The organism is Rhodobacter sp. P1_C2, from assembly GCF_056406375.1.
Genome location: NZ_JBFUAG010000002.1, coordinates 389,360 through 408,632, shown reverse-complemented (window position 1 = coordinate 408,632; position 19,273 = coordinate 389,360). Strand labels below are relative to the sequence as shown.

17 protein-coding genes and 1 tRNA gene are annotated in these 19,273 nt (G+C 64.3%); 8 read left to right on the top strand and 10 right to left on the bottom strand.

From position 1 onward, the window contains the following. The first annotated feature begins 132 nt into the window (after nucleotides 1–132). The 5 genes from AC1DZT_RS04700 to speB all read left to right on the top strand — a co-directional run bounded on the left by AC1DZT_RS04700 (nucleotide 133) and on the right by speB (nucleotide 5,651). The gene (locus tag AC1DZT_RS04700) at nucleotides 133–1,269 is read left to right on the top strand and encodes an ABC transporter ATP-binding protein (RefSeq protein ID WP_478005442.1); all 1,137 of its coding nucleotides are present in this window, start codon (nucleotides 133–135) and stop codon (nucleotides 1,267–1,269) included. A gap of 99 nt (nucleotides 1,270–1,368) precedes the next feature. Continuing rightward, nucleotides 1,369–2,442, top strand: a complete 1,074-nt coding sequence (locus AC1DZT_RS04695; RefSeq protein WP_478005441.1) for an ABC transporter substrate-binding protein — start codon at nucleotides 1,369–1,371, stop codon at nucleotides 2,440–2,442. Between the two features lie 55 nt (nucleotides 2,443–2,497). Further along, nucleotides 2,498–3,763, top strand: a complete 1,266-nt coding sequence (locus AC1DZT_RS04690) for an ABC transporter permease (protein ID WP_478005440.1) — start codon at nucleotides 2,498–2,500, stop codon at nucleotides 3,761–3,763. An 11-nt stretch (nucleotides 3,764–3,774) separates the two neighbouring features. Next, nucleotides 3,775–4,695 carry an ABC transporter permease gene (locus AC1DZT_RS04685; protein ID WP_478005439.1) on the top strand — a complete coding sequence of 307 codons (921 nt, stop codon included), beginning with the start codon at nucleotides 3,775–3,777 and terminating at the stop codon, nucleotides 4,693–4,695. Beyond that, on the top strand, nucleotides 4,695–5,651 hold the full coding sequence (gene speB, locus AC1DZT_RS04680; protein ID WP_478005438.1) for an agmatinase: 957 nt from the start codon (nucleotides 4,695–4,697) through the stop codon (nucleotides 5,649–5,651). The genes AC1DZT_RS04685 and speB overlap by 1 nt, the downstream gene beginning before the upstream one ends. 85 nt (nucleotides 5,652–5,736) lie before the next feature. Here speB and AC1DZT_RS04675 read toward each other — a convergent pair whose 3' ends face one another. The 7 genes from AC1DZT_RS04675 to AC1DZT_RS04645 are packed head-to-tail and all read right to left on the bottom strand — an operon-like array spanning nucleotide 5,737 to nucleotide 12,206. Then, nucleotides 5,737–6,672 (bottom strand): AEC family transporter, encoded by a 936-nt coding sequence (locus AC1DZT_RS04675; RefSeq protein WP_478005437.1) that lies wholly within the window; start codon nucleotides 6,670–6,672, stop codon nucleotides 5,737–5,739. A gap of 46 nt (nucleotides 6,673–6,718) precedes the next feature. Further along, on the bottom strand, nucleotides 6,719–7,525 hold the full coding sequence (locus AC1DZT_RS04670; RefSeq protein ID WP_478005436.1) for an MBL fold metallo-hydrolase: 807 nt from the start codon (nucleotides 7,523–7,525) through the stop codon (nucleotides 6,719–6,721). 10 nt (nucleotides 7,526–7,535) lie between these two features. After that, nucleotides 7,536–8,378: a TatD family hydrolase gene (locus AC1DZT_RS04665; RefSeq protein ID WP_478005435.1), complete on the bottom strand. Its 843-nt coding sequence runs from the start codon at nucleotides 8,376–8,378 to the stop codon at nucleotides 7,536–7,538. A 3-nt stretch (nucleotides 8,379–8,381) separates the two neighbouring features. Next, nucleotides 8,382–9,503 carry a DNA polymerase III subunit delta' gene (locus tag AC1DZT_RS04660; protein WP_478005434.1) on the bottom strand — a complete coding sequence of 374 codons (1,122 nt, stop codon included), beginning with the start codon at nucleotides 9,501–9,503 and terminating at the stop codon, nucleotides 8,382–8,384. Then, nucleotides 9,500–10,159: a dTMP kinase gene (tmk, locus tag AC1DZT_RS04655; RefSeq protein WP_478005433.1), complete on the bottom strand. Its 660-nt coding sequence runs from the start codon at nucleotides 10,157–10,159 to the stop codon at nucleotides 9,500–9,502. Before tmk ends, AC1DZT_RS04660 begins: the two co-directional genes overlap by 4 nt. A gap of 4 nt (nucleotides 10,160–10,163) precedes the next feature. Further along, complete coding sequence (locus AC1DZT_RS04650) at nucleotides 10,164–11,315, bottom strand: D-alanyl-D-alanine carboxypeptidase family protein (protein WP_478005432.1); 1,152 nt, start codon at nucleotides 11,313–11,315, stop codon at nucleotides 10,164–10,166. A gap of 12 nt (nucleotides 11,316–11,327) precedes the next feature. Beyond that, nucleotides 11,328–12,206, bottom strand: a complete 879-nt coding sequence (locus tag AC1DZT_RS04645) for an SPOR domain-containing protein (RefSeq protein ID WP_478005431.1) — start codon at nucleotides 12,204–12,206, stop codon at nucleotides 11,328–11,330. A gap of 571 nt (nucleotides 12,207–12,777) precedes the next feature. On the opposite strand from AC1DZT_RS04645, the gene AC1DZT_RS04640 reads away from it, so the two are divergent. Then, nucleotides 12,778–12,865: transfer RNA gene (locus AC1DZT_RS04640), tRNA-Ser, on the top strand. A 43-nt stretch (nucleotides 12,866–12,908) separates the two neighbouring features. On the opposite strand, the gene AC1DZT_RS04635 is transcribed toward AC1DZT_RS04640, so the two are convergent. The 3 genes from AC1DZT_RS04635 to AC1DZT_RS04625 form a co-directional block, all read right to left on the bottom strand. Next, complete coding sequence (locus AC1DZT_RS04635; RefSeq protein ID WP_478005430.1) at nucleotides 12,909–13,910, bottom strand: AraC family transcriptional regulator; 1,002 nt, start codon at nucleotides 13,908–13,910, stop codon at nucleotides 12,909–12,911. Beyond that, nucleotides 13,910–14,734, bottom strand: a complete 825-nt coding sequence (locus AC1DZT_RS04630) for an oxidoreductase (protein ID WP_478005429.1) — start codon at nucleotides 14,732–14,734, stop codon at nucleotides 13,910–13,912. Before AC1DZT_RS04630 ends, AC1DZT_RS04635 begins: the two co-directional genes overlap by 1 nt. Before the next feature lie 772 nt (nucleotides 14,735–15,506). After that, nucleotides 15,507–16,145 (bottom strand): TetR/AcrR family transcriptional regulator, encoded by a 639-nt coding sequence (locus AC1DZT_RS04625; RefSeq protein WP_478005428.1) that lies wholly within the window; start codon nucleotides 16,143–16,145, stop codon nucleotides 15,507–15,509. 115 nt (nucleotides 16,146–16,260) lie between these two features. On the opposite strand from AC1DZT_RS04625, the gene AC1DZT_RS04620 reads away from it, so the two are divergent. Continuing rightward, on the top strand, nucleotides 16,261–17,235 hold the full coding sequence (locus tag AC1DZT_RS04620) for an SDR family NAD(P)-dependent oxidoreductase (RefSeq protein ID WP_478005427.1): 975 nt from the start codon (nucleotides 16,261–16,263) through the stop codon (nucleotides 17,233–17,235). A gap of 648 nt (nucleotides 17,236–17,883) precedes the next feature. Continuing rightward, nucleotides 17,884–18,783 (top strand): DUF2189 domain-containing protein, encoded by a 900-nt coding sequence (locus AC1DZT_RS04615; protein WP_478005426.1) that lies wholly within the window; start codon nucleotides 17,884–17,886, stop codon nucleotides 18,781–18,783. Nucleotides 18,784–19,273 lie beyond the last annotated feature (490 nt).

Genomic DNA, 19,273 nt, shown 5'->3' with positions numbered 1-19,273 from the left:
AAATTCCACATTTCTCCCGGTTTCCTCCGCCTAGACTTGTCGCTCAAGAAGGCAATTGCAATCAACTCAGGCAACGGCTTAAGTCTTGAGCAACAAGGTCGGCGAACGACCAGATAAAACGGGGAGAACGGCTTGGCATCCACTGGGGCATCCACTGGCGCAGCGGCAAGCATTGGCGCGGTCGCGAATGACGCATTCGTCGTCTTCGACCATGTGCAGAAAAGCTATGATGGCGTCGCTCTGGTCGTCAAAGACCTGAATCTGCGGATCGGCAAGGGCGAGTTTCTGACCATGCTCGGGCCGTCGGGCTCGGGCAAGACGACCTGCCTGATGATGCTCGCAGGCTTCGAGACCGCCACCCATGGCGAGATCACCCTCGACGGCCGTCCGATCAACCAGGTGCCGCCGCACAAGCGCGGCATCGGCATGGTGTTCCAGAACTACGCGCTTTTCCCGCATATGACGGTGGGCGAGAACCTGTCCTTCCCGCTGGAAGTCCGCGGCATGGGCAAGGATCAGCGCGAGGCCAAGGTCAAGCGCGCGCTCGACATGGTGCAGATGGGCAATTTCATCAACCGCCGCCCGGCCCAGCTTTCGGGCGGCCAGCAGCAGCGGATCGCCCTGGCCCGTGCGCTGGTCTTCGATCCGGCGCTGGTTCTGATGGACGAACCCTTGGGAGCGCTCGACAAGCAGCTGCGCGAGCATATGCAGTTCGAGATCAAGCACCTGCATGAAAACCTCGGCATCACCGTGGTTTACGTCACCCATGACCAGGGCGAGGCGCTGACCATGTCGGACCGCGTCGCCGTCTTCAACGATGGCCGCATCCAGCAGCTGGCCAGCCCGCAGGACCTGTACGAGCGGCCCGAGAACAGCTTCGTCGCCCAGTTCATCGGCGAGAACAACAAGCTGCGCGGCAAGATCGAGGCGATCTCGGGCAATACCTGCAAGGTGCGTCTGGTGACGGGCGAGCTGATCGATGCCACGCCGGTCAATGTGACCACGACCGGGGCCGAGACCGTCGTCTCGATCCGCCCCGAACGGGTGGAGTTCAAGACCGAGCTTCTGCCGCCGGGCGCGCAGATGATCGACGCCACGGTGCGCGAGGTCATTTACATGGGCGATCTGCTCCGCACGGTCTTGTCAGTTGCCGGCGCGGATGATTTCGTGATGAAATCGCGCAACTCGCAGGGCCAGCAGGTGCTGAAGCCCGGCGAGAAGATCAGGATTGGTTGGGCGCCCGCGGATGCGCGCGCGCTCGATCTATAGGACCCCCGGACAACCGGGGTGCCGTGTCCAGAAGGCACGGGCCAGACACACCAACTCAAGAAAACCAACACAAGAAAACCAACAACGGGAGACGTCTCTATGAAGAAGCTTCTTATCCTCTCGACCGCTCTGTCGGTGGCCGGCTTTGCCGCCCGCGCCGATATCACGGTCGTGTCCTGGGGTGGTGCCTACACCAAGAGCCAGGTGGAAGCCTATCACAAGCCCTTCACCGCCGCGACCGGCATCAATGTCGTCTCGGTCGATGCCGATAACCCGGCGCCGATGGTCAAGACCCAGGAAGAGGCCGGCAACGTCACGGTCGACGTGGCCGACGTGGAATATTCCGACGCGATCCGTCTGTGCGACGAAGGCATGCTGGAGCCGATCGGCATCGACGCGCTGCCCCCCGGTGACGATGGCACCCCCGCCAAGGACGACTTCCTGCCGGGCGCCGTGACCGATTGCGCCGTCTCGACGATCGTCTTCTCGACCGTCTATGGCTATGACACCACCAAGTTCCCCAATGGCGGCCCGACCACCATTGCCGACTTCTTCGACACCACCAAGTTCCCGGGCAAGCGCGCGATGCGCAAGGGCGCCAAGGCGAACCTGGAAATGGCGCTGATGGCGGATGGCGTTCCGGCGGCCGATGTCTACAAGACCCTCGGCACCCCGGAAGGCGTGGACCGCGCCTTCAAGAAGCTCGATTCCATCAAGAAGGACATGGTCTGGTGGGAAGCCGGCAGCCAGGCTCCGCAGCTTCTGGCTGACGGCGAAGTTGCCATGACCACCGCCTACAACGGCCGCCTCTTCTCGGCCGCGATCGCCGATGGCAAGCCCTTCAAGACCGTCTGGGATGGCCAGGTCTACGAATATGACCTCTTCGTCGTTCCGAAAGGCGCGCCGCACAAGGAAGACGCGATCAACTTCGTGAAGTTCGCGACCTCCACCAAGGCGCTGGCCGATCAGGCCGCCTGGATCTCCTATGGTCCGGCGCGCAAGTCCTCCTCGGCGCTCGTCGGCAAGTTCAACGACGGCAAGACCGACATGGCCCCCTACATGCCGACCAACCCGGACAACCTGAAGAACGCCGTGGCGTCCTCCTACGAATTCTGGGTCGACCATGACGCGGAACTGAACGATCGCTTCAACGCCTGGCTGGCCGCGAACTGATTTTCCGGCGGGCGCCCCTGCGGCGCCCGCCCTTTTTCTGTCTGATGAAGGTATGATGATGGCTGCGATCGAGGCTTCAAGCGTTCAGGTGCTGACCACCGCCGACGGCCGCCCGTTGAAAGAGGCGCTGGCCTCGGCGCAACGGCGGGCGAAATGGCGGGCTTTCCTCTTGGTGCTGCCGCTTCTGGCCTTCATCCTGATCACCTTCGTCTCGCCGATCGTGCAGGTCCTGCAGCAATCGGTCTACAACCCGAGATTTGCCGAAAACATGCCGGGGATGACGGCATGGTTCGCCAGCCACCCGGTCGGAACCGAGCCGGACGAGGCCGCCTATACCGTGCTGGTCGATGACCTGAAGGCCGCCGCCGCCGCCAAGACCGTCGCCGTCGCGGGCGAGCGGGTCAATTACGCGCTGCCAGGCACGCGGTCCCTGTTCACCAAGGCCGGGCGCGAGGCCAAGAACCTGACCCCGCCCTTCAAGGAATCGCTCACCGCGCTCGACCCGCAATGGGGCAGCCCCGATCTCTGGGGCGCAATGCGCCAGGCCTCGCATGCCTATACGACCGATTTCTTCCTGAACGCGGTTGACCTGAAGCGTGACGCCAGCGGCGCCATCGTGCAGGCCCCGCCGGAGGAGCGCGTCTATGTCACCCTCTTCATCCGCACCTTTGCCATGTCGGCGCTGATCACCGCGCTCTGCCTGATCCTCGGCTATCCGATTGCGCATCTTCTGGCCGTGCTGCCGATCCGCACCTCCAACCTTCTGATGATCCTGGTGCTTCTGCCCTTCTGGACCTCGCTTCTGGTGCGGACCACCGCCTGGATGGTGCTGTTGCAGGGCGGCGGCGTGGTCAATTCGATCCTGGTGGCGCTTGGCATCATCTCGAATGACGGGCGGCTCGAGATGATCAACAACCGGATGGGTACGACGATTGCGATGACGCATATCCTGTTGCCCTTCATGATCCTGCCGCTTTATTCGGTGATGAAGCCGATCCCGCCGTCTTACGTCCGCGCCGCGCGCAGCCTTGGTGCCAGCTCCTGGACCGCCTTCCGCCGGGTCTATTTCCCGCAGACGGTGCCGGGCATCGGGGCGGGGACGCTGTTGGTCTTCATCCTCTCGGTCGGCTATTACATCACCCCGGCCCTGGTCGGCGGTTCGACCGGCACGCTGATTTCCAACATGATCGCCTTCCATGTGAACAAGTCGAACAACTGGTCGCTGGCGGCGGCGCTGGCCACGATCCTGCTGGTCGCCATCATGCTCTTGTACTGGCTCTATGACCGGATCGTCGGCATCGACAAGATGAAGCTCGGGTAAGGGGAACAACCATGGCACTTCCGATCTATGCCTCGCCCCTCGAACGGGTCTGGTACTATACCTTCCGCGGCATCTGCGCGGCGATCTTCCTGTTCCTGATCGCGCCGGTCCTGGTGATCATCCCGCTCAGCTTCAACGCGGACAGTTTCTTCACCTTCACCAAGGGCATGCTGGAGTTTGATCCCGCGGCCTATTCGCTGAAATGGTATGACCTGATCCTGACCTTCCCGGACGTTCCCACCGATGTGGCGCGCGACTGGGCTTGGTGGGGCACGGTCTGGCACCGCGCCGCCTGGGTCATCGCGGCGCAGAACTCGGTCATCATCGGTTTCTTCGCGACGCTGATCGCCACCGTCCTCGGCACCCTGGCCGCACTTGGCCTGTCGCGCCCCGACATGCCCTACCGCAAGCTGATCATGGCGGTCCTGATCTCGCCGATGATCGTGCCCTTGATCATCATCACGCTGGGCCTGTTCTTCTTCTACTCGGATATCGAGATCAACAAATGGGGCGTGCCCTATCTGGGCGTCATCCTGGCCCATGCGACGCTGGGCATCCCCTTCGTCATCATCACCGTGACGGCGACGCTTCTGGGCTTTGACCATTCGCTGAGCCGCGCTTCGGCGAGCCTCGGTGCCTCGCCCTCGACCACCTTCTTCAAGGTGATCATGCCGCTGATCACCCCCGGCATGATCTCGGGCGCGCTGTTCGCCTTCGTCACCTCGTTTGACGAGGTGGTGGTGGTGCTGTTCGTCGGCCGCAATGACGAACAGACCATCCCGCGCCAGATGTGGAACGGCATCAGAGAGCAGATCAGCCCGGCGATCCTGTCGGTGGCGACGATCCTCGTGGTGATCTCGATCGCGCTTCTGGCGACGCTGGAACTGCTGCGCCGCCGCTCCGAACGCCTGCGCGGGATGAGCCCGCAATAATGGCCAATTCCTACGACACCGGCCGCCTGAACCTGCCCTTCGTCGGCATCGCGACCTTCGGCAAAAGGCCCTATGTCGAGGATTGGTCGGCGATCGCCGCCGATGTCGCGGTGATGGGCGCGCCCTTCGACTTCGGCACCCAGTTCCGCGCCGGCGCCCGCTTCGGCCCCCGCGCGGTGCGCGAGGCCTCGACTCTGTTCTCCTTCGGCCATGCCGGGGCCTATGACCACGAGGATGACGCGACCTATCTGCCGCAATCGGTCCGCATCGTCGACATCGGCGATGCCGATATCGTCCATACGGACACCGCCAAAAGCCACGCCAATATCCGGGCGGGGGTGGAGGCGATCCTGAAGGCCGGCGCCTTGCCGGTGGTGATCGGCGGCGACCATTCGGTGAACATCCCCTGTATCGAGGCTTTCGCGGGCCAGGGCGATATCCATGTCCTGCAGATCGACGCCCATCTCGATTTCGTTGATGAACGCCACGGCGTGCGCACCGGTCACGGCTCCCCCATGCGGCGCGCGGCGGAAAAGCCCTATGTCACGGGCCTGACGCAGGTCGGCATCCGCAACGTCTCCTCCACCGCCAAGGACGGCTACGACGCCGCCCGCGCCATGGGCTCGGATATCCTCTCGGTCCGCCAGTTCCGTGCCCTTGGCCCCGAAGCCGTCGCCGCCCGCATCCCCAAAGGCGCGCGGGTCTATGTGACGCTGGACATCGACGGCTTCTGCCCCTCGATCGCCCCCGGCACCGGCACGCCAAGCCACGGCGGTTTCCTCTACTACGAGGTCCTCGAGCTTCTGCAGGCCGTGGCCCAAAGCCACGAGGTCGTCGGCATGGATCTGGTTGAGGTCGCCCCCGACTACGACCACAGCCAATCCACTGCGATCCTCACCGCCCAGATCCTCTTGAACTTCCTCGGCTTCATCTTCCACGCCAAGGGCCGCCGCTAACAACCGCGCCCCCCTTCATTGGTCCATAAATATCCCACGGGGGTGCGGGGGTGTGAAACCCCCGCTTCCACGCCGGAACAAGGCGCTACGGCAGAACCTGCAGCCAGAACCACGCCGTCACCACCGACAGCGCCGTGGCGATCAGCACGGCCGAGGCATTGGCCCGCCGCCCCACCGCATAAAGATGCGCAAAGAGATAGGCATTGGCCCCGGGCGGCATGGCGGCGGTGACGGTGGCCGAGCGCAGGGCCGCCACGTCCAGCTGCAAGAGCCGGCCCAGCCCATAGGTCGCCACCGGATGCAGGAACAGCGACACGCCGACGATCAGCGCGATCAGCCCCTTGTCGCCCTCGGGCCGGTAGCGGAACAGAACCCCGCCGAGGCCGAAGAGCGCGGTCGGCAGCCCCGCCTTGCCCAGCATGTCGGTCGCCGCATCCACCGCCTGCGGCATCGGAAAATGCAGGAGGTTGACCACGAAGCCCAGCGAGATCGCCAGCACCAGCGACTGCGAGAAGATCGCCTTCACCACCTTGCGGCTGAGCGCCGAGGCGCTGAGACCCTTGCCGTGGTTGCGCACCATCTCCATCAGGGCGATGCCGCAGGCATAGAACATCGGCGAATGCATCGCGATGATCGCGTAATTGCCCGCCAGCGCCGCGGTGCCATAGGCGCGCTCGGTGATCGAGAGACCCATCAGCAGCGAGTTCGAGAACATGCAGGCGAACCCGGTGGTCACCGCCTCTTCCAGGGGCCGCTTGAACAGCTTCCAGGCGCCGAAGAAACCGGCGGCAAAGCACAGGAAGGCGCCGGCGTAGAAGCTGATCAGCAAGCCGGGGTCAAAGCTCGTCTTCAGATCCAGCTGCGAGATCTGGCGGAACAGAAGGCAGGGCACCGCGATGCCTTGCGAGAATTGCATCAGCGCGTCGACCGCCCCGTCGCTCATCCCGCCCCAGCGCGCCAGAACATAGCCTCCCCCGATCACCAGAAAGACGGGGAGGATGACGTCCAGCAGCAATCCCATGGGGCAGGTCCGTTTCTTGGCTTGGCCCGAAAGTCAGGGCAGGGTCTCAGGCTTGGTTCTCGAAGGTCAGGACCATGCCGTCATAGGCCGGATCGATGCCTTTCGGCAGTTCGGCGCGCAGGGTTTCGTAATCCATGTCGAGGTGCATGTTGGTCAGGACCGCGCGCTCGGGCTGGGCGCGGGCGATCCAGCCGAGGGTCATGTCCAGATGGGCATGGGTCGGATGCGGCTTGCGGCGCAGCGCGTCGACGACCCAGGTGCCAAGGCCCTGCAGATGCGCCCAGGCCGCCTCGGGCAGGGCCACGGCATCGGGCAGATAGGCGAGGGGGCCGATGCGGAACCCCAGCGCGTCGATGGCGCCGTGGTCGGCCACGAAGGGGGTGAAGCTGATCGCGCCCGCCGGCCCCGGCACGGCAAAGGGGCCATGGCCGATGCTGCGCAGTTCCAGGATCGGCGGATAGGGCGAATCCTCGGGCTGCACGAAGGCATAGCCGAAGCGCGAGATCAGCGCGGCCTCGGTCGGGCCATCGGCCCAGACCGGCAGGCGCTGGCGGGTGTTGAAGACGATCTGGCGCAGGTCGTCGATGCCATGGGTATGGTCGGCATGGGCATGGGTGAAGACCACGCCATCCAGCAGGCCGACCCCGGCATCCAGCAACTGCTCGCGCATGTCGGGCGAGGTGTCGATCAGGACGCGGGTCCGCAGGTCGCCGACGATCCGCTCGACCAGCATCGAACAGCGGCGGCGGCGGTTCTTGGCATTGGTCGGGTCGCAGTCGCCCCAGTCGCCGCCCAGACGCGGCACCCCGCCGGAAGAGCCGCAGCCGAGGATGGTGAAACGCAAGGTCGCCATCACGCCCCCGTCACGCTGCATGGGCAGCGCGCGCCGCCTTGGTGAAGAGCCGGTCGAAATTGGCCGAGGTGGCGGCGGCGAACTCGGCCTCGGTCACGCCGAAGACCTGCGCGCCGGTCCTGGCGGTGAAGGCGGTATAGGCGGGCTCGTTCCTTTTGCCGCGATAGGGGATCGGGGCGAGATAGGGGCTGTCGGTTTCCACCAGGATGCGGTTCAGCGGGGCGGCGGCGAAGATCTCGCGGAGTTCCGAGGATTTCGGGAAAGTCGCGATCCCCGACATCGAGAGGTAAAACCCCATCTCCAGCGCCGCCTGCGCCAGACGCGGGCCCGAGGAAAAGCAATGCAGGACACAAGGATAGGGGGCGATCTTCATGCCCTCTGTCAAGATTGCCTCGATATCCTCATCCGCCGTGCGGGCATGGATGATCAAGGGCAGCTGGGTTTCCTGCGCCGCCTCGATATGAAGGCGCAGCGAGGTCTTTTGCACCTCGGCGCTGTCGGCGGTGTAGTGATAATCAAGCCCCGTCTCGCCGAGGCCCACGAATTTCGGGTGTTTGGCATAATCGACCAACTGCTGGACGGTCACCGGCGGCTCGGTCGCGGCACTCATCGGGTGGATGCCCGCGGCGTAGAAGACGCCCTCATAGGCCTCGGCAATGGCGCGGACTTCGGGTTCCTTGTGCAGCCTGGTGCAGATCGTCACCATCCGGGTGACACCGGCGGCGCGGGCGCGGGTGATCAGCGCGTCCAGCTCGCCGTCGAAGTCCGGAAAGTCGAGGTGGCAGTGGCTGTCCACCAATTCAAAAGGGGCGACCAGTTCAAAGGGGGCGACACGTTCAATCGGGGTATTCATCTGTCACCTTTGGGCGACCATTGCCGCCGTCTCGTCGACCTTCAGGACCATATCCATGAGAAGGGCGGCAGGGTCAAGATTGACCGCCTTGCCTTTGCGCGCCCTGAGGCCCAAATGCTGCGCCAGATCGGCCCAGAGCCCGGCTGCGCCCGGAAATGCGGCAAGCCGTTCGATGAGCGCGGCCTCGCCCCTTGCGGCCTCGGGCGGCAGGGCGCGAATGGCTGCGGCGCGGGCGAGGCGGGCGAGGAAGGCATCCATCAGGGTCACGGTCAGGTCGAACGCCTCGGGCGTCTTGCGGTTGGCCCCGGCCTCGGCCAGCATCCGGGCAAGGCTGCGGTCCATCTGCGGCACGGTGGAAAACAGGCGGACGATGGCGGCATAAAGCTTCAGCCCGTCGAGGTTGGAGAGGCGAAAGGCCGCGCCCACCGAACCGCCGGCGAGCTGCGCCAGCGCCTCGCGGTCTTCGGGGGAGATGTCGGCCCCGGCCTGGGCCAGTGCCTCGGCCAGATCGGGGGGCGACAGGGGGGCCAGCCGCAGGTCGCGGCAGCGCGAGCGGATCGTGGGCAGAAGGTCGGCGGGCTGGTGGCTGATGATCAGGAAGGTGACCTTGGCGGGCGGCTCCTCCAGCAGCTTCAGGATGCCGTTGGCGGCCGAGCGGTTCATCTCGTCGGCGGAATCGATGATCACCACGCGGCGCCCGCCGTCGGCGGCAGACAGGCCCAGGAAGTTGCGCAAGCTGCGCGTCTCGTCCACCGTGATATCGGCGCGCAGACGCTCGGCCTTCTCGTCATAGGGCCTACGCAGCAGGAACAGCCGCGGCTCGGACATGGCGAGCATCCGGTGCGCCACCGGGTCGCTGTCGGGAATGTCGAGCGTTTCGGGCTTGGGCGCGGCAAAGAAGCCGCCGTCGCCCTCGGGCGTGGCCAGGAGGAAGCGCGCCAGACGCCAGGCGAGGGTGGCCTTGCCGACCCCCTTGGCGCCCGAGATCAGCCAGGCGTGATGCAGCCGGTCGGAGTTGAAGGCGGCGAGGAAGGTCTCCTCGGCGGCCTGATGGCCGAAAAGGTGGCGCGTCTCGCGCGGGTGGGGGGCGCCCTCCAGCCGGTCGGGTTCTGGCGTATCGCTCATGGCGCTGGTGACGGGGCCAGATGCGACGGGGCGAGATGCGATTGGGCCAGATGCGACTGGGCGAGAGCAGCGATTTCGGCGGCGATCTCGCCCTGCGGGCGGTTGCCGTCGATGACCCGGAAGCGCGGCGCCTTGGCCATGATCAGGAAGCCGGCGCGCATCCGTTTCTGCAGGTCGAGGCCCATGTCCTCAAAGCGCATCTCGGCCCCGGCGCGGCTTTGCGCGCGGGAAAGGCCCAGTTCGGCGGGCAGGTCGATGAGGAAGGTCAGGTCGGGTTCGACGCCGATCATCAGGCCATGCAGGCGGTCCACCACCTCGGCCAGATCGCCGCGCGAGATGCCCTGGTACATCCGCGTGCTGTCGGCAAAGCGGTCGGTGATCACCACGGCGCCCCGGGCGAGGGCGGGGCGGATGGTCTTTTCCAGATGGTCGCGGCGGGCGGCGGTGAAGAGCAGGATCTCGGTCTCGGCCGACCAGCGGTCCGCGGCGCCTTCGAGGACGAGGCGGCGGATCTCCTCGGCGCCCGGGCTGCCGCCCGGTTCGCGGGTCAGGACGACCTCGTGGCCCGCGGCACGCAAGGCCTCGGCCAGAAGCCGCGCCTGGGTGGATTTGCCGGAACCGTCGATGCCTTCGAAGGAAATGAACCTGCCGCCCATCCCGTCACACGCCGTAGCGGCTGCGCAGCTGGGTCAGGGCCACCATGACGCGGTCCATGAAGCCTGCGGCCCCGACATCGGCGCTGGCCAGAAGGTCGACGTGGTGATCGGGCATGTCGGGCAGGTGGACGACCAGATCGGCCAGCTTGGTGCCCTTGGCGATCGGCGCCTTGATCGGCCCGGTATAGACCACATCGGCCGAGACGCCATCGGCGGCCCCCGCCGGGATCAAGAGGCGCAGATCGGCGGCGGGAACCAGGCCGACCGTGCCGGCATTGCCGAGGAAGACCTGCGCCTGCGCCACTTCGGTGCCGGCCTTGACCACGGTCTTCAGCGCGAACTGGCGAAAGGCCCAGTTGGCGATCCGCTCCGCCTCTTGCGCGCGGTCCTTGTCCGAGGTCACGCCGTTGAAGGCGAAGACGATCCGCCGCTCGCCCTGCTTGACCGAACCGACCATGCCATAGCCGGCCTCCTCGGTATGGCCGGTCTTCAGACCGTCCGCGCCGATCCCCAGCTTCAGAAGCGGGTTGCGGTTGTTGGCATTGGCCGGCGAGCGGTTCTTGTAGTTGTAATCCGTCTCCGAGAAGGTCGGGTAGAGCTCGGGGTAGGTCTCGATGATATGGACCGAAAGCATGCCGAGGTCATGCATGCTCATCCGCTGGCCGGGGTCGGGCCAGCCGGAGGAATTGGCGAAGGAGGAGTTCTCCAGCCCGAGGGTCTTGGCCCTTTCGGTCATCTTGCGGGCAAATTCCTCTTCCGAGCCTTCCAACCCCTCGGCCACAACCGTGCAGGCATCGTTGCCCGAGTTCACGATCATGCCCTGGATCAGTTCCTGCACCGTCGGCCGGTCGCCCTGTTGCAGATACATGGTCGAACCGCCGAGCGCGGTATAGCTGACCGCCTTGGCCGAGACGCCAAAGGTCGTGTCCATCTGGACCCGGCCATCCTGCAGCGCCTCGAACAGCATCTCGACCGTCATCAGCTTGGACATCGAGGCGGGCGGCACCGCCTCCTCGCCGTTCTTGTCCAGAAGCACGGTGTTGGTGGTCATGTCATAGACCCAGGCATGGGTCGCGGCGGTTTCGAACGCGCGGGCCGGGCCGGTTGCCAGGACGGCAAAGGCCACAAGGCAGGAGAAGCGTCGGAAGAAGGTCATGGGAAAGTCCTTTCAGCGTTTCAGGACAAAGGCATCCGCAAAGCCCGCGCCCTTGATCTTGGCCAGCATGGAAGCATCGCCGCGGACGGTGACGCTCCACAAGGGTTTGCCATGGCTGACCTCTTGCGAGGTGGCGCCGGTGATCCCGGCCTTGGAGAGGACCGAGGTCGCGCGCTTGGCATTGGCCTCGACCGAGAAGATGCCGACCTGGATCAGGCTGCCGCCGGTTGCGGTGGCGGCAGGTTTGGCGGCGGGTGCGGCAGGCGCCGGCAGGGCGGCGGCTGCGGGTTCGGTGATGACAGGCTGGGCCGCAGGCTTCTGCCCGGGCTGAGCAGCCTTGCCCGGCTTGGCCGTCGCGGCGTCGATGGCATTGGAGGCCGTGGCCACCACATCGCCCGCGCCAAGCTGGACGGCTTCATTGGCATCCAGAAGCGGCTTCGTGGCATCGGGCGCCTTGGAGGAAGCCTCCTCGCGGCGCAGCGCCGTCACGCTGATCGCGGCCGGCTGGCCGGCCAGCAGGCCAAGCGCATCGGCGGCATCGGAGGACAGCTGCAATTTCGGTCCCGGCAGCGTGGCATCGCGCTGGAACAGCCCGCCGATGACGAATTTGCCATTGGCCGGGTTGCGCATGATGACGCGCTCGGGGTTCTTGGCATTCGGCGAGGCGACCCAGACCCCGCCGAGCGAGGGGCGGCCATCCCAGAGCGCCTTGTCGGTGGCCTGAAAGACATCCGGCGCCTCGACATCGCGGTCGACCAGCCGGACCGAGGTGGCAGAGCTTGCGCTGCCCTCTCCGATGTCTTCGGTCGCCGGGGTGTTCCCGGTGCCCAGCTCGCAGCCCGCAAGTCCCCACAGGGCCACGCCTGCCACGATCCATGATTTCAGCATCATTCCTGCCATTCCAAGCCCCATGCTCTCGCGCAGTCTGTCGCCGCGCTTACCTGCCACATCACTCGTCCGAACCAGATCTGGTCGACGGATCAAGGGCTTGAGCCCCCATCCGCCTTTGGCCCCCGCGTCCTGCCACGGGCCGTTCCCGCCCGGACATCCCGACAAAGCCCCAACCCCGAGATCCGGGCCGCAATCCGGGCGCCCGCACCCGGACCCCCGTCTCCTGCCGCATCATAGCGGCAGAAAGTCGTGCAGGGAAGGGCGGCTCTTGGCGCCACCGCCCGCATGGCGGAAATCACCCGCCACCCGAAAGGTCGAAGTCCGAGGGCCCGAAGCCCCTTAGCCAATACCCCTCGCCAGCGCCCGGACTCCCGTCACCCGATCGCTGCAAAGGGGCGGCCCAACCCCAAACAGAACTGCCCCTTTCAGAATCGCGAAGCCTTCGCTATGCCCCTCAGGCCTGCCAGAGGGCCAAAGATTTGCGCAACCCGGGACGACATCCCGCTCCTTTCGCAAATCCCCCCGGCAGACAGCGACCAGGCGGCAAGGGACCTCGGCCCCAAGCCCCTCCGGAAGGGTGGCAGAGTGGTCGATTGCTCCGGTCTTGAAAACCGGCGATGCGCAAGCATCCGTGGGTTCGAATCCCACCCCTTCCGCCAACTCGACCGTCATCGCAATTCTGGACGAGATTGCCAGTCCTGCTCAGGCGAATGCCTTGGTTGGACGCTGTCGTGCCTCGTCGGGGGTCAGGCCGGTCCAGTCGCGGAATGATCTGTAGAAGGAGTTCTGTTCGGAATAGCCCAGCAGAAAGGCGATTTCTGGCGTGCTCAGGTTGGTCTGGGTCAGGTAGTGACGCGACAGCTTCAGGCGCGTTTCGGCCAGCAGGGTCTGAAAGCTGGTGCCCTCGCCCGTCAGTCGCCGTTGCAGCGTCCGCGTACTGACGCCAAGGCCGCGCGCGGCGTCGTCAATGCCGGTGCGACCCGAGGCGATGGTCTCGATCAGCCAGCCGTTGACGCGCGTGCTTGTCGTTGCGCTGCGCGTCGCATCCGAAAGCCGCTGCCGCAGCGACGGCTCGAACGCCGCCCACATGGCCGGATGGGCGGTCAGAAAGGGACGTTCGGCATCCAGACGGCGAAAGGCGACGCGGGTGACGTCGCCCCGGCGCGGGCGGCAGCCGAACCATTCGGCATAGGCGGCTGCATCGGGAAATATCGCCGGACCCTCGATCCAGGCGGGCACGATCCGGTCGCGCAACCCAAGCCGGGCAAGCTGTGTAAAGAACGCCAGTTCGCCCGCCAGCATGACGGCAGGGGGCGGTATGTCGGTCGGAGGGCCGGTGATCTCGGCCACGGTTTCCCTGGCCCCTTTGGTGATCTGCAGCCGCATCGGCCCGACGAGCGGCTTGAAATGCGCCAGCCGCATCAGGGCCGCGTCCAGCGTTTCGCTGCACAGGCAGGCGAACAGCGCCGGGCTGAAGGTTTCGGCGGTCATCTGGCCCACCAGCCGGATCGGCACCAGCGGATCGCCCGAGACGGCCTCAATCGCCTGCCAGAGGCGGAAATATTCCTCGCTGGTCACCTGGGCGGTCTTGCGCTGAAACAGGTCCAGAGGCAAACGCGCATGACGCAGAAGATCGGCGGGTCTGATGCCAAGGTTTCCCAACATCAGACCCCAGCCCATGTCGATGGTGTAGCGCGCCTCCATCAGCGGACCCGGCTCATGATGACGCGGTCGTACATGCGGTCTCCCAGGCAGTTGCGGATGCCCATCAGAAGCTTCGCATATTTACCCACGGCATAACGCGTTTTGGGTCGGCGCGCCTTCAGCGCATCCGACACGGCGTCGGCCACGACTTGCGGCGACGATCCGTCCCCCTTGGCATAGGTTTCAACCGTGCCGCGGGCGACCTTGGCCGCAAGATCGGCATAGGCGCCTTTGCCCGAAAACTTCTGTAGCGGGCCATCCAGAACCGCGCCGAAATCGGTCAGGATGATGCCGGGCTGGATCACGATCACATCGATGCCGAAGGGCGCCAGTTCCAGCCGCAAAGCGTCGGACATGCCTTCGACAGCGTGTTTGGTGGCGTGGTACCATGCGCCCAGCGGGGTATAGATCTTGCCGCCCATCGAGGCGATGTTGATGATCTTGCCCGACTTCCTTTGCCGCATATGGGGCGTGAACAGCTGGATCAGGCGGCCCATGCCAAAGAGGTTGACCTCGAACTGATAGCGCACCTCGGCCATCGGCACGTCCTCGACCGCGCCATAAAGTCCGAAACCGGCATTGTTCACCAGGACATCGACGCCGCCAAACTGGCCTTCGATCTGGGCATGGGCCGCGATGATGCTCGCCTCATCCGAGACATCGAGCGAGACGGGATGAGCGCCCAAAGCCTCGAGGTCCTGCATGTTTTCGACCCTGCGGGCCGCGACGATGACTTCATAGCCATCCTGCAACAGTTTTTTTGCGATGATCTTGCCCATCCCGGAAGACGCTCCGGTGACGAGGGCGGTCTGTTTGCGTGCCATTTCCATTCTCCATGTTTGCCGGCCCATTGCCGATGGGATGGAGATAAGGGGGATATGCGCCAACGCTAAACCGGATCGCGCCAATGTTCAATCGGATCACGCCAAGCGAAACCAAGATCACATCGGGGGCGGGGCCCCATAGCCAGATAAGGTTCGACCGCGATCGCGCTTCCTCCGGCACTTGCCTGAAGCAAACATTCTCCGCTCTGCCTGACAGCCGAAATTTGCCGTTATATTCGGGGGTTATAGGCAGAAGGCTGAACACTTCTGTCTCTGCCATAATGCTCCAAACGCTCTCCCTCGACACTTTCTCTCTGGAGCTGATGACTGCGTGGATTTGGTGTTCAACTTCCAAGGCATTGCTTTTGAACAGGAAAATTTGTCGAACATTTTTGCGGTTTGTGGTTGCCGCCCGCTTAGCAGGCGCGACTGGCATCGAACAACTGTTGGTGGCATCCACGTCAAGGCCGCTCTGCAATGCTTCTTTACCTCGGTGACCAGCAACAGGCAGTACTGGGGTCTATCCACATATTCGACATGATGCGGCGCAGCCGAGGTCAACCGTACCTTGATCTGCACAGCGGCTAGGCGGTCGGCCCAAACTGGACTTTCATGACATTGGCAGCGAAGGTCCGCTCTGAGGTCATTGCCGACCTCAGACGGTAGGGGGCGTGCGCGATTGCCTTCGCCCAGAGCGCCTGAGTTGATCCCGCCCGCGACTGTGGAACCAATAGGTCGGCGCCGATTTCGCCGCCAGCTCAATGCGCCCCTGTCATCCAGCGCCAAACTTCTGCCCCGCAATTTGCGGCGGCTGGAGCACCAGGTCGGCTGCTTCTTCGGCATCTTCCAGAAGCGCCATGCGCGGCGCGCCGATCTGCGCATGCATCGTCAGACCGCGGGCAAGGTCGAGGACCTGGCGCGCGCGCGTGGCGACAGGAAAGTCTGACGGGATTTCTCCCGCGCTGATCCCGTCGCAGAAACGGCGTTCCACGAGCGCCAGGCCGCCAGCTGCCGTGTCCTTCAAGAACCGCCGGACCTCAGCGTCGTCCACCAGGGGCGCGACGCACACCATAAGGCACCCCGGGACAGACCCTTCCTGGGTGGCAAATTCCACGGCGTGCCTCAGGAAACCGGCTACCCCGTCGCGAAGAGCAGGCGGCGACAAGAGCGCCTCCGCCGCGCCGGCACCCTTACGCTGGGCGTAGGCCCTGAGGACACGCAGGAAGAGGGTCCGCTTGTCCCCGAAGACGGAATACAGGCTTTGCCGACCCACACCCATGCCCGCGATGAGATCATCGATCGAGACGCCGTCGTAGCTTTTCGACCAGAAGATCTGCGTTGCTTTGTCCAGCGCTTCGCCTTCATCGAAGCTTCGCGGCCGCCCGCGCGGTCTGTTCGAATTATTTAGCATTTAGTCCAAAAATCCTTGACCCTGTGACCCTCGCGAATATATGAGGAAACAGTCCAAAAATAGCAAGCGGGCTCCCGGCCTTGCGACCCGAACTTCTTTCATCGTGGAACCAAACATGAAACATGCAATCGCCCTGGTCACGGGCGCCACTTCGGGGCTCGGCTATGCCGCTGCACTTTTGCTCGCCGACGGGGACTGGCAGGAGGTGATCGTTACTGGGCGCAGCCTGGCCCAGGCCAAGGAAGCGGCCGCTCGGCTTGCGGCGGAAACCGAAAAACAGGTCTTTACGCCGCTGGAGATTGATCTGAACTCTTCCGGGAGCGTTCAGTCCGCGCTTGCAGATCTCGTCAAGCGGGGCGAACCCATCGATTTCCTGCTGCTCAATGCGGGGTTGGTCCCAACCAAGGCGCGGGTGATCACTGTGGAGGGCGTAGAGGCGTCTCAGGCTCCGCTGATCGGACATCATCACCTGGCTGTCGGGCTGCTCAATGCCAACCTGCTGAGCTCCGGCGCGCGGATTGTGATCACCAGCGCAGAGCCTGCCCGCGGGGGCGTGCCCATGTTCAAATATACCGACCTGCCGGCTTTCGCGGCGAAATACCACGGGGGCGACCATACCGCGGCGGCTGAAGCCCTGATCCGCAGCGGACGAAGCGTGAAATACTCCCCCAACACCGCCTATGCCGACGCGAAGCTGATGATCGCATGGTGGGCCGAGGCGCTGGCACGCCGTCTGCCCTCCGGCATGGCTGTCTACGCCGTCTCGCCCGGCGCGTCGAACGCCACCAACGTGGCGCGAAACGCGGGCCCGTTGTTGAAGTATCTGATGATTCCCATCGTGAACCTCATTCCCGGCATGAACCAGGCGCCGGCGGTCGCGGCCCGTCGCTACATCCAGGCGTCGGAGTTCGGAACCGACCTTTCAGGGCACTTCTTCGCCTCGGCCAAGGGGAAGTTCTCGGGCCCGATGGAGCTCCAGCGCGAGCCTCACCTTCACGATCGCGCCAGCCAGGAAGCCGCGTGGCGGGCCGTCGTCAAGGTCTCCGGCGTCGACATGTCTCAGCCAACGTCTTTGGGCGCGGTCTCCTAAGCGCCGAAGCGAATGGCAGCTTCGTCCGCACAACAGACCTTGGGGACTCGTGCGGCGAACGACCGCTTTCCGCCGAGGCTGTGTGGAAACCCCTACTATGATACGCTTTCTCTGAAGATGGAGGGCGATGATGGCGGGTTACATCGAGGGGATCGACCGAGGCCAGACGGTGCTTTTCCCCGAGCATCGGCGAGAGGGATTTAACCGTCAAAACCCTATAAGGAATTGATATAGGGGAATGACGGTTGAATCGGCTGCAGATCGGGTCGGCGGAGGTGGTTGGGGCTGGCAACGCGTGTTTTGAATCAGAGGTTCTGCCGAACAGACCCGATCCCTACTAGAAGCAGCTGTCGGGTCACCGGCCAACCGGGTGCCTGATCAGGTATCGACACCGCTGCATCGTTTCGCAAGCGCACGGACGTTGGACGGGCTGCCAACAGCCAGTGGAGAGGGTTTCACCAAAGATTATGCGGAACAGGGGGATCGTGCTCCATCGAGGCAGGCGGCCCCCTGCCTGCAACATGCTGCCGCCTGGCCGCTTGCAACGGGACTCGCTGCGGAATTCGTGATATGATGCATGGACGTGAACGTCCTGGAAACTGTCCGCCTCGCCGCGTGCAGTGCACCGAAACTGGTGGAGGAAATGTGATGGTCGAGACAATCGGCAACCCCATTTCATGGGTCGCGAAGCAGGTCGGGGTTGGCGCGCGCCTGGTTGGGGAAGGTACCAAGGAAATTGCTGGCGAAGACACTGCGCCCATTGTCGTGACGGGCCTGCGCCTCGCCGACCTGCGCCTCGCCCTGCAATACGGTCTGGACGATTTCATGGCCCTGCGCACCGATGTGATCTTCATCGTGGTGATCTATCCGATCGTCGGCCTGATGTTGATGGGGTTGGCGGTGAACCACGGATTGCTGCCCTTGATCCTGCCGATGGTGTCAGGATTTGCCCTGATCGGGCCGGTGGCTGCGGTTGGCCTTTACGAAATGAGCCGCCGGCGCGAACTGGGTTTGAAGACCTCTTGGGGCGATGCCTTTGGGGTTTTCGAGTCGCCGTCGATCTTTCCGATCCTGACGCTCGGGTTCTATCTTTTCGCGGCCTTCATGGTCTGGCTGCTCTTCGCGAACTCGATCTACAACCTGACGCTTGGCCCGGAGCCGCCAGTTTCGACCGCGGCCTTCCTGCGGGAAACCTTCACCACGCAGGCCGGTTGGGTCATGCTGATCGTGGGTTGCGCTGTCGGCTTCGTCTTTGCTTGTGCCGTACTTACGATGAGCCTGGTTTCTTTCCCGCTGCTTCTGGATCGCCATGTGGGTGTCGTCAAAGCCGTGGTGACCTCGATCACCATTGCGCGCCGCAGTCCTGTTGCGGTCGCCGCGTGGGGAGCCATCGTGGTGGTTGCATTGGGCTTGGGTGTCGCCACCCTGTTCGTGGGCCTGATCTTCGTGCTTCCGGTCCTGGGCCATGCCAGTTGGCATCTCTATCGCCGTGCTGTGGCCGCCCCGGTCAGGACCACATCGACGCAAGCGGTGCCTCAAAATTCCTGAGGTCGGTCAAACATAATCGGCTGGTTGCGGAGCCACATCAACGGAGTTGGTACGTCTGGCCGGCATAAGGCCATCGGGAAACTGATGTCCGCAGACGAGTTGCGAACCGGTCTTTCAGGATGGAAAACTTGCCCTACCGGCGCAGCCAAATCACTGGGGCGGATCGGTTCGGGTGGTTGAGGTCGCGGGTGCTCAACGCAGCCACACGCCTGCGTGGCACGTTTTTGCTAAAATGATTGAGCTTCTTCCTTCGAATTGATCAGTCTGACTGTCTGAAAGCACCCAAGGGCTCTCCCAAGACGCTCCCTGTCATTTCGTGTCGTAAAGACAATGTGTTATCTCGATCGCGTACCGCTCTTGCGGCCAGATCGCTCGCGGAGCTAAGGCGTGCATGGACGGCGGACAGCACCTGGCAATGACCTGCCGCCCAATCGGCGATCTGATCCCATATCCATGCATGGCAAGGACGCTTGACGAGGGCCGCCAGCAG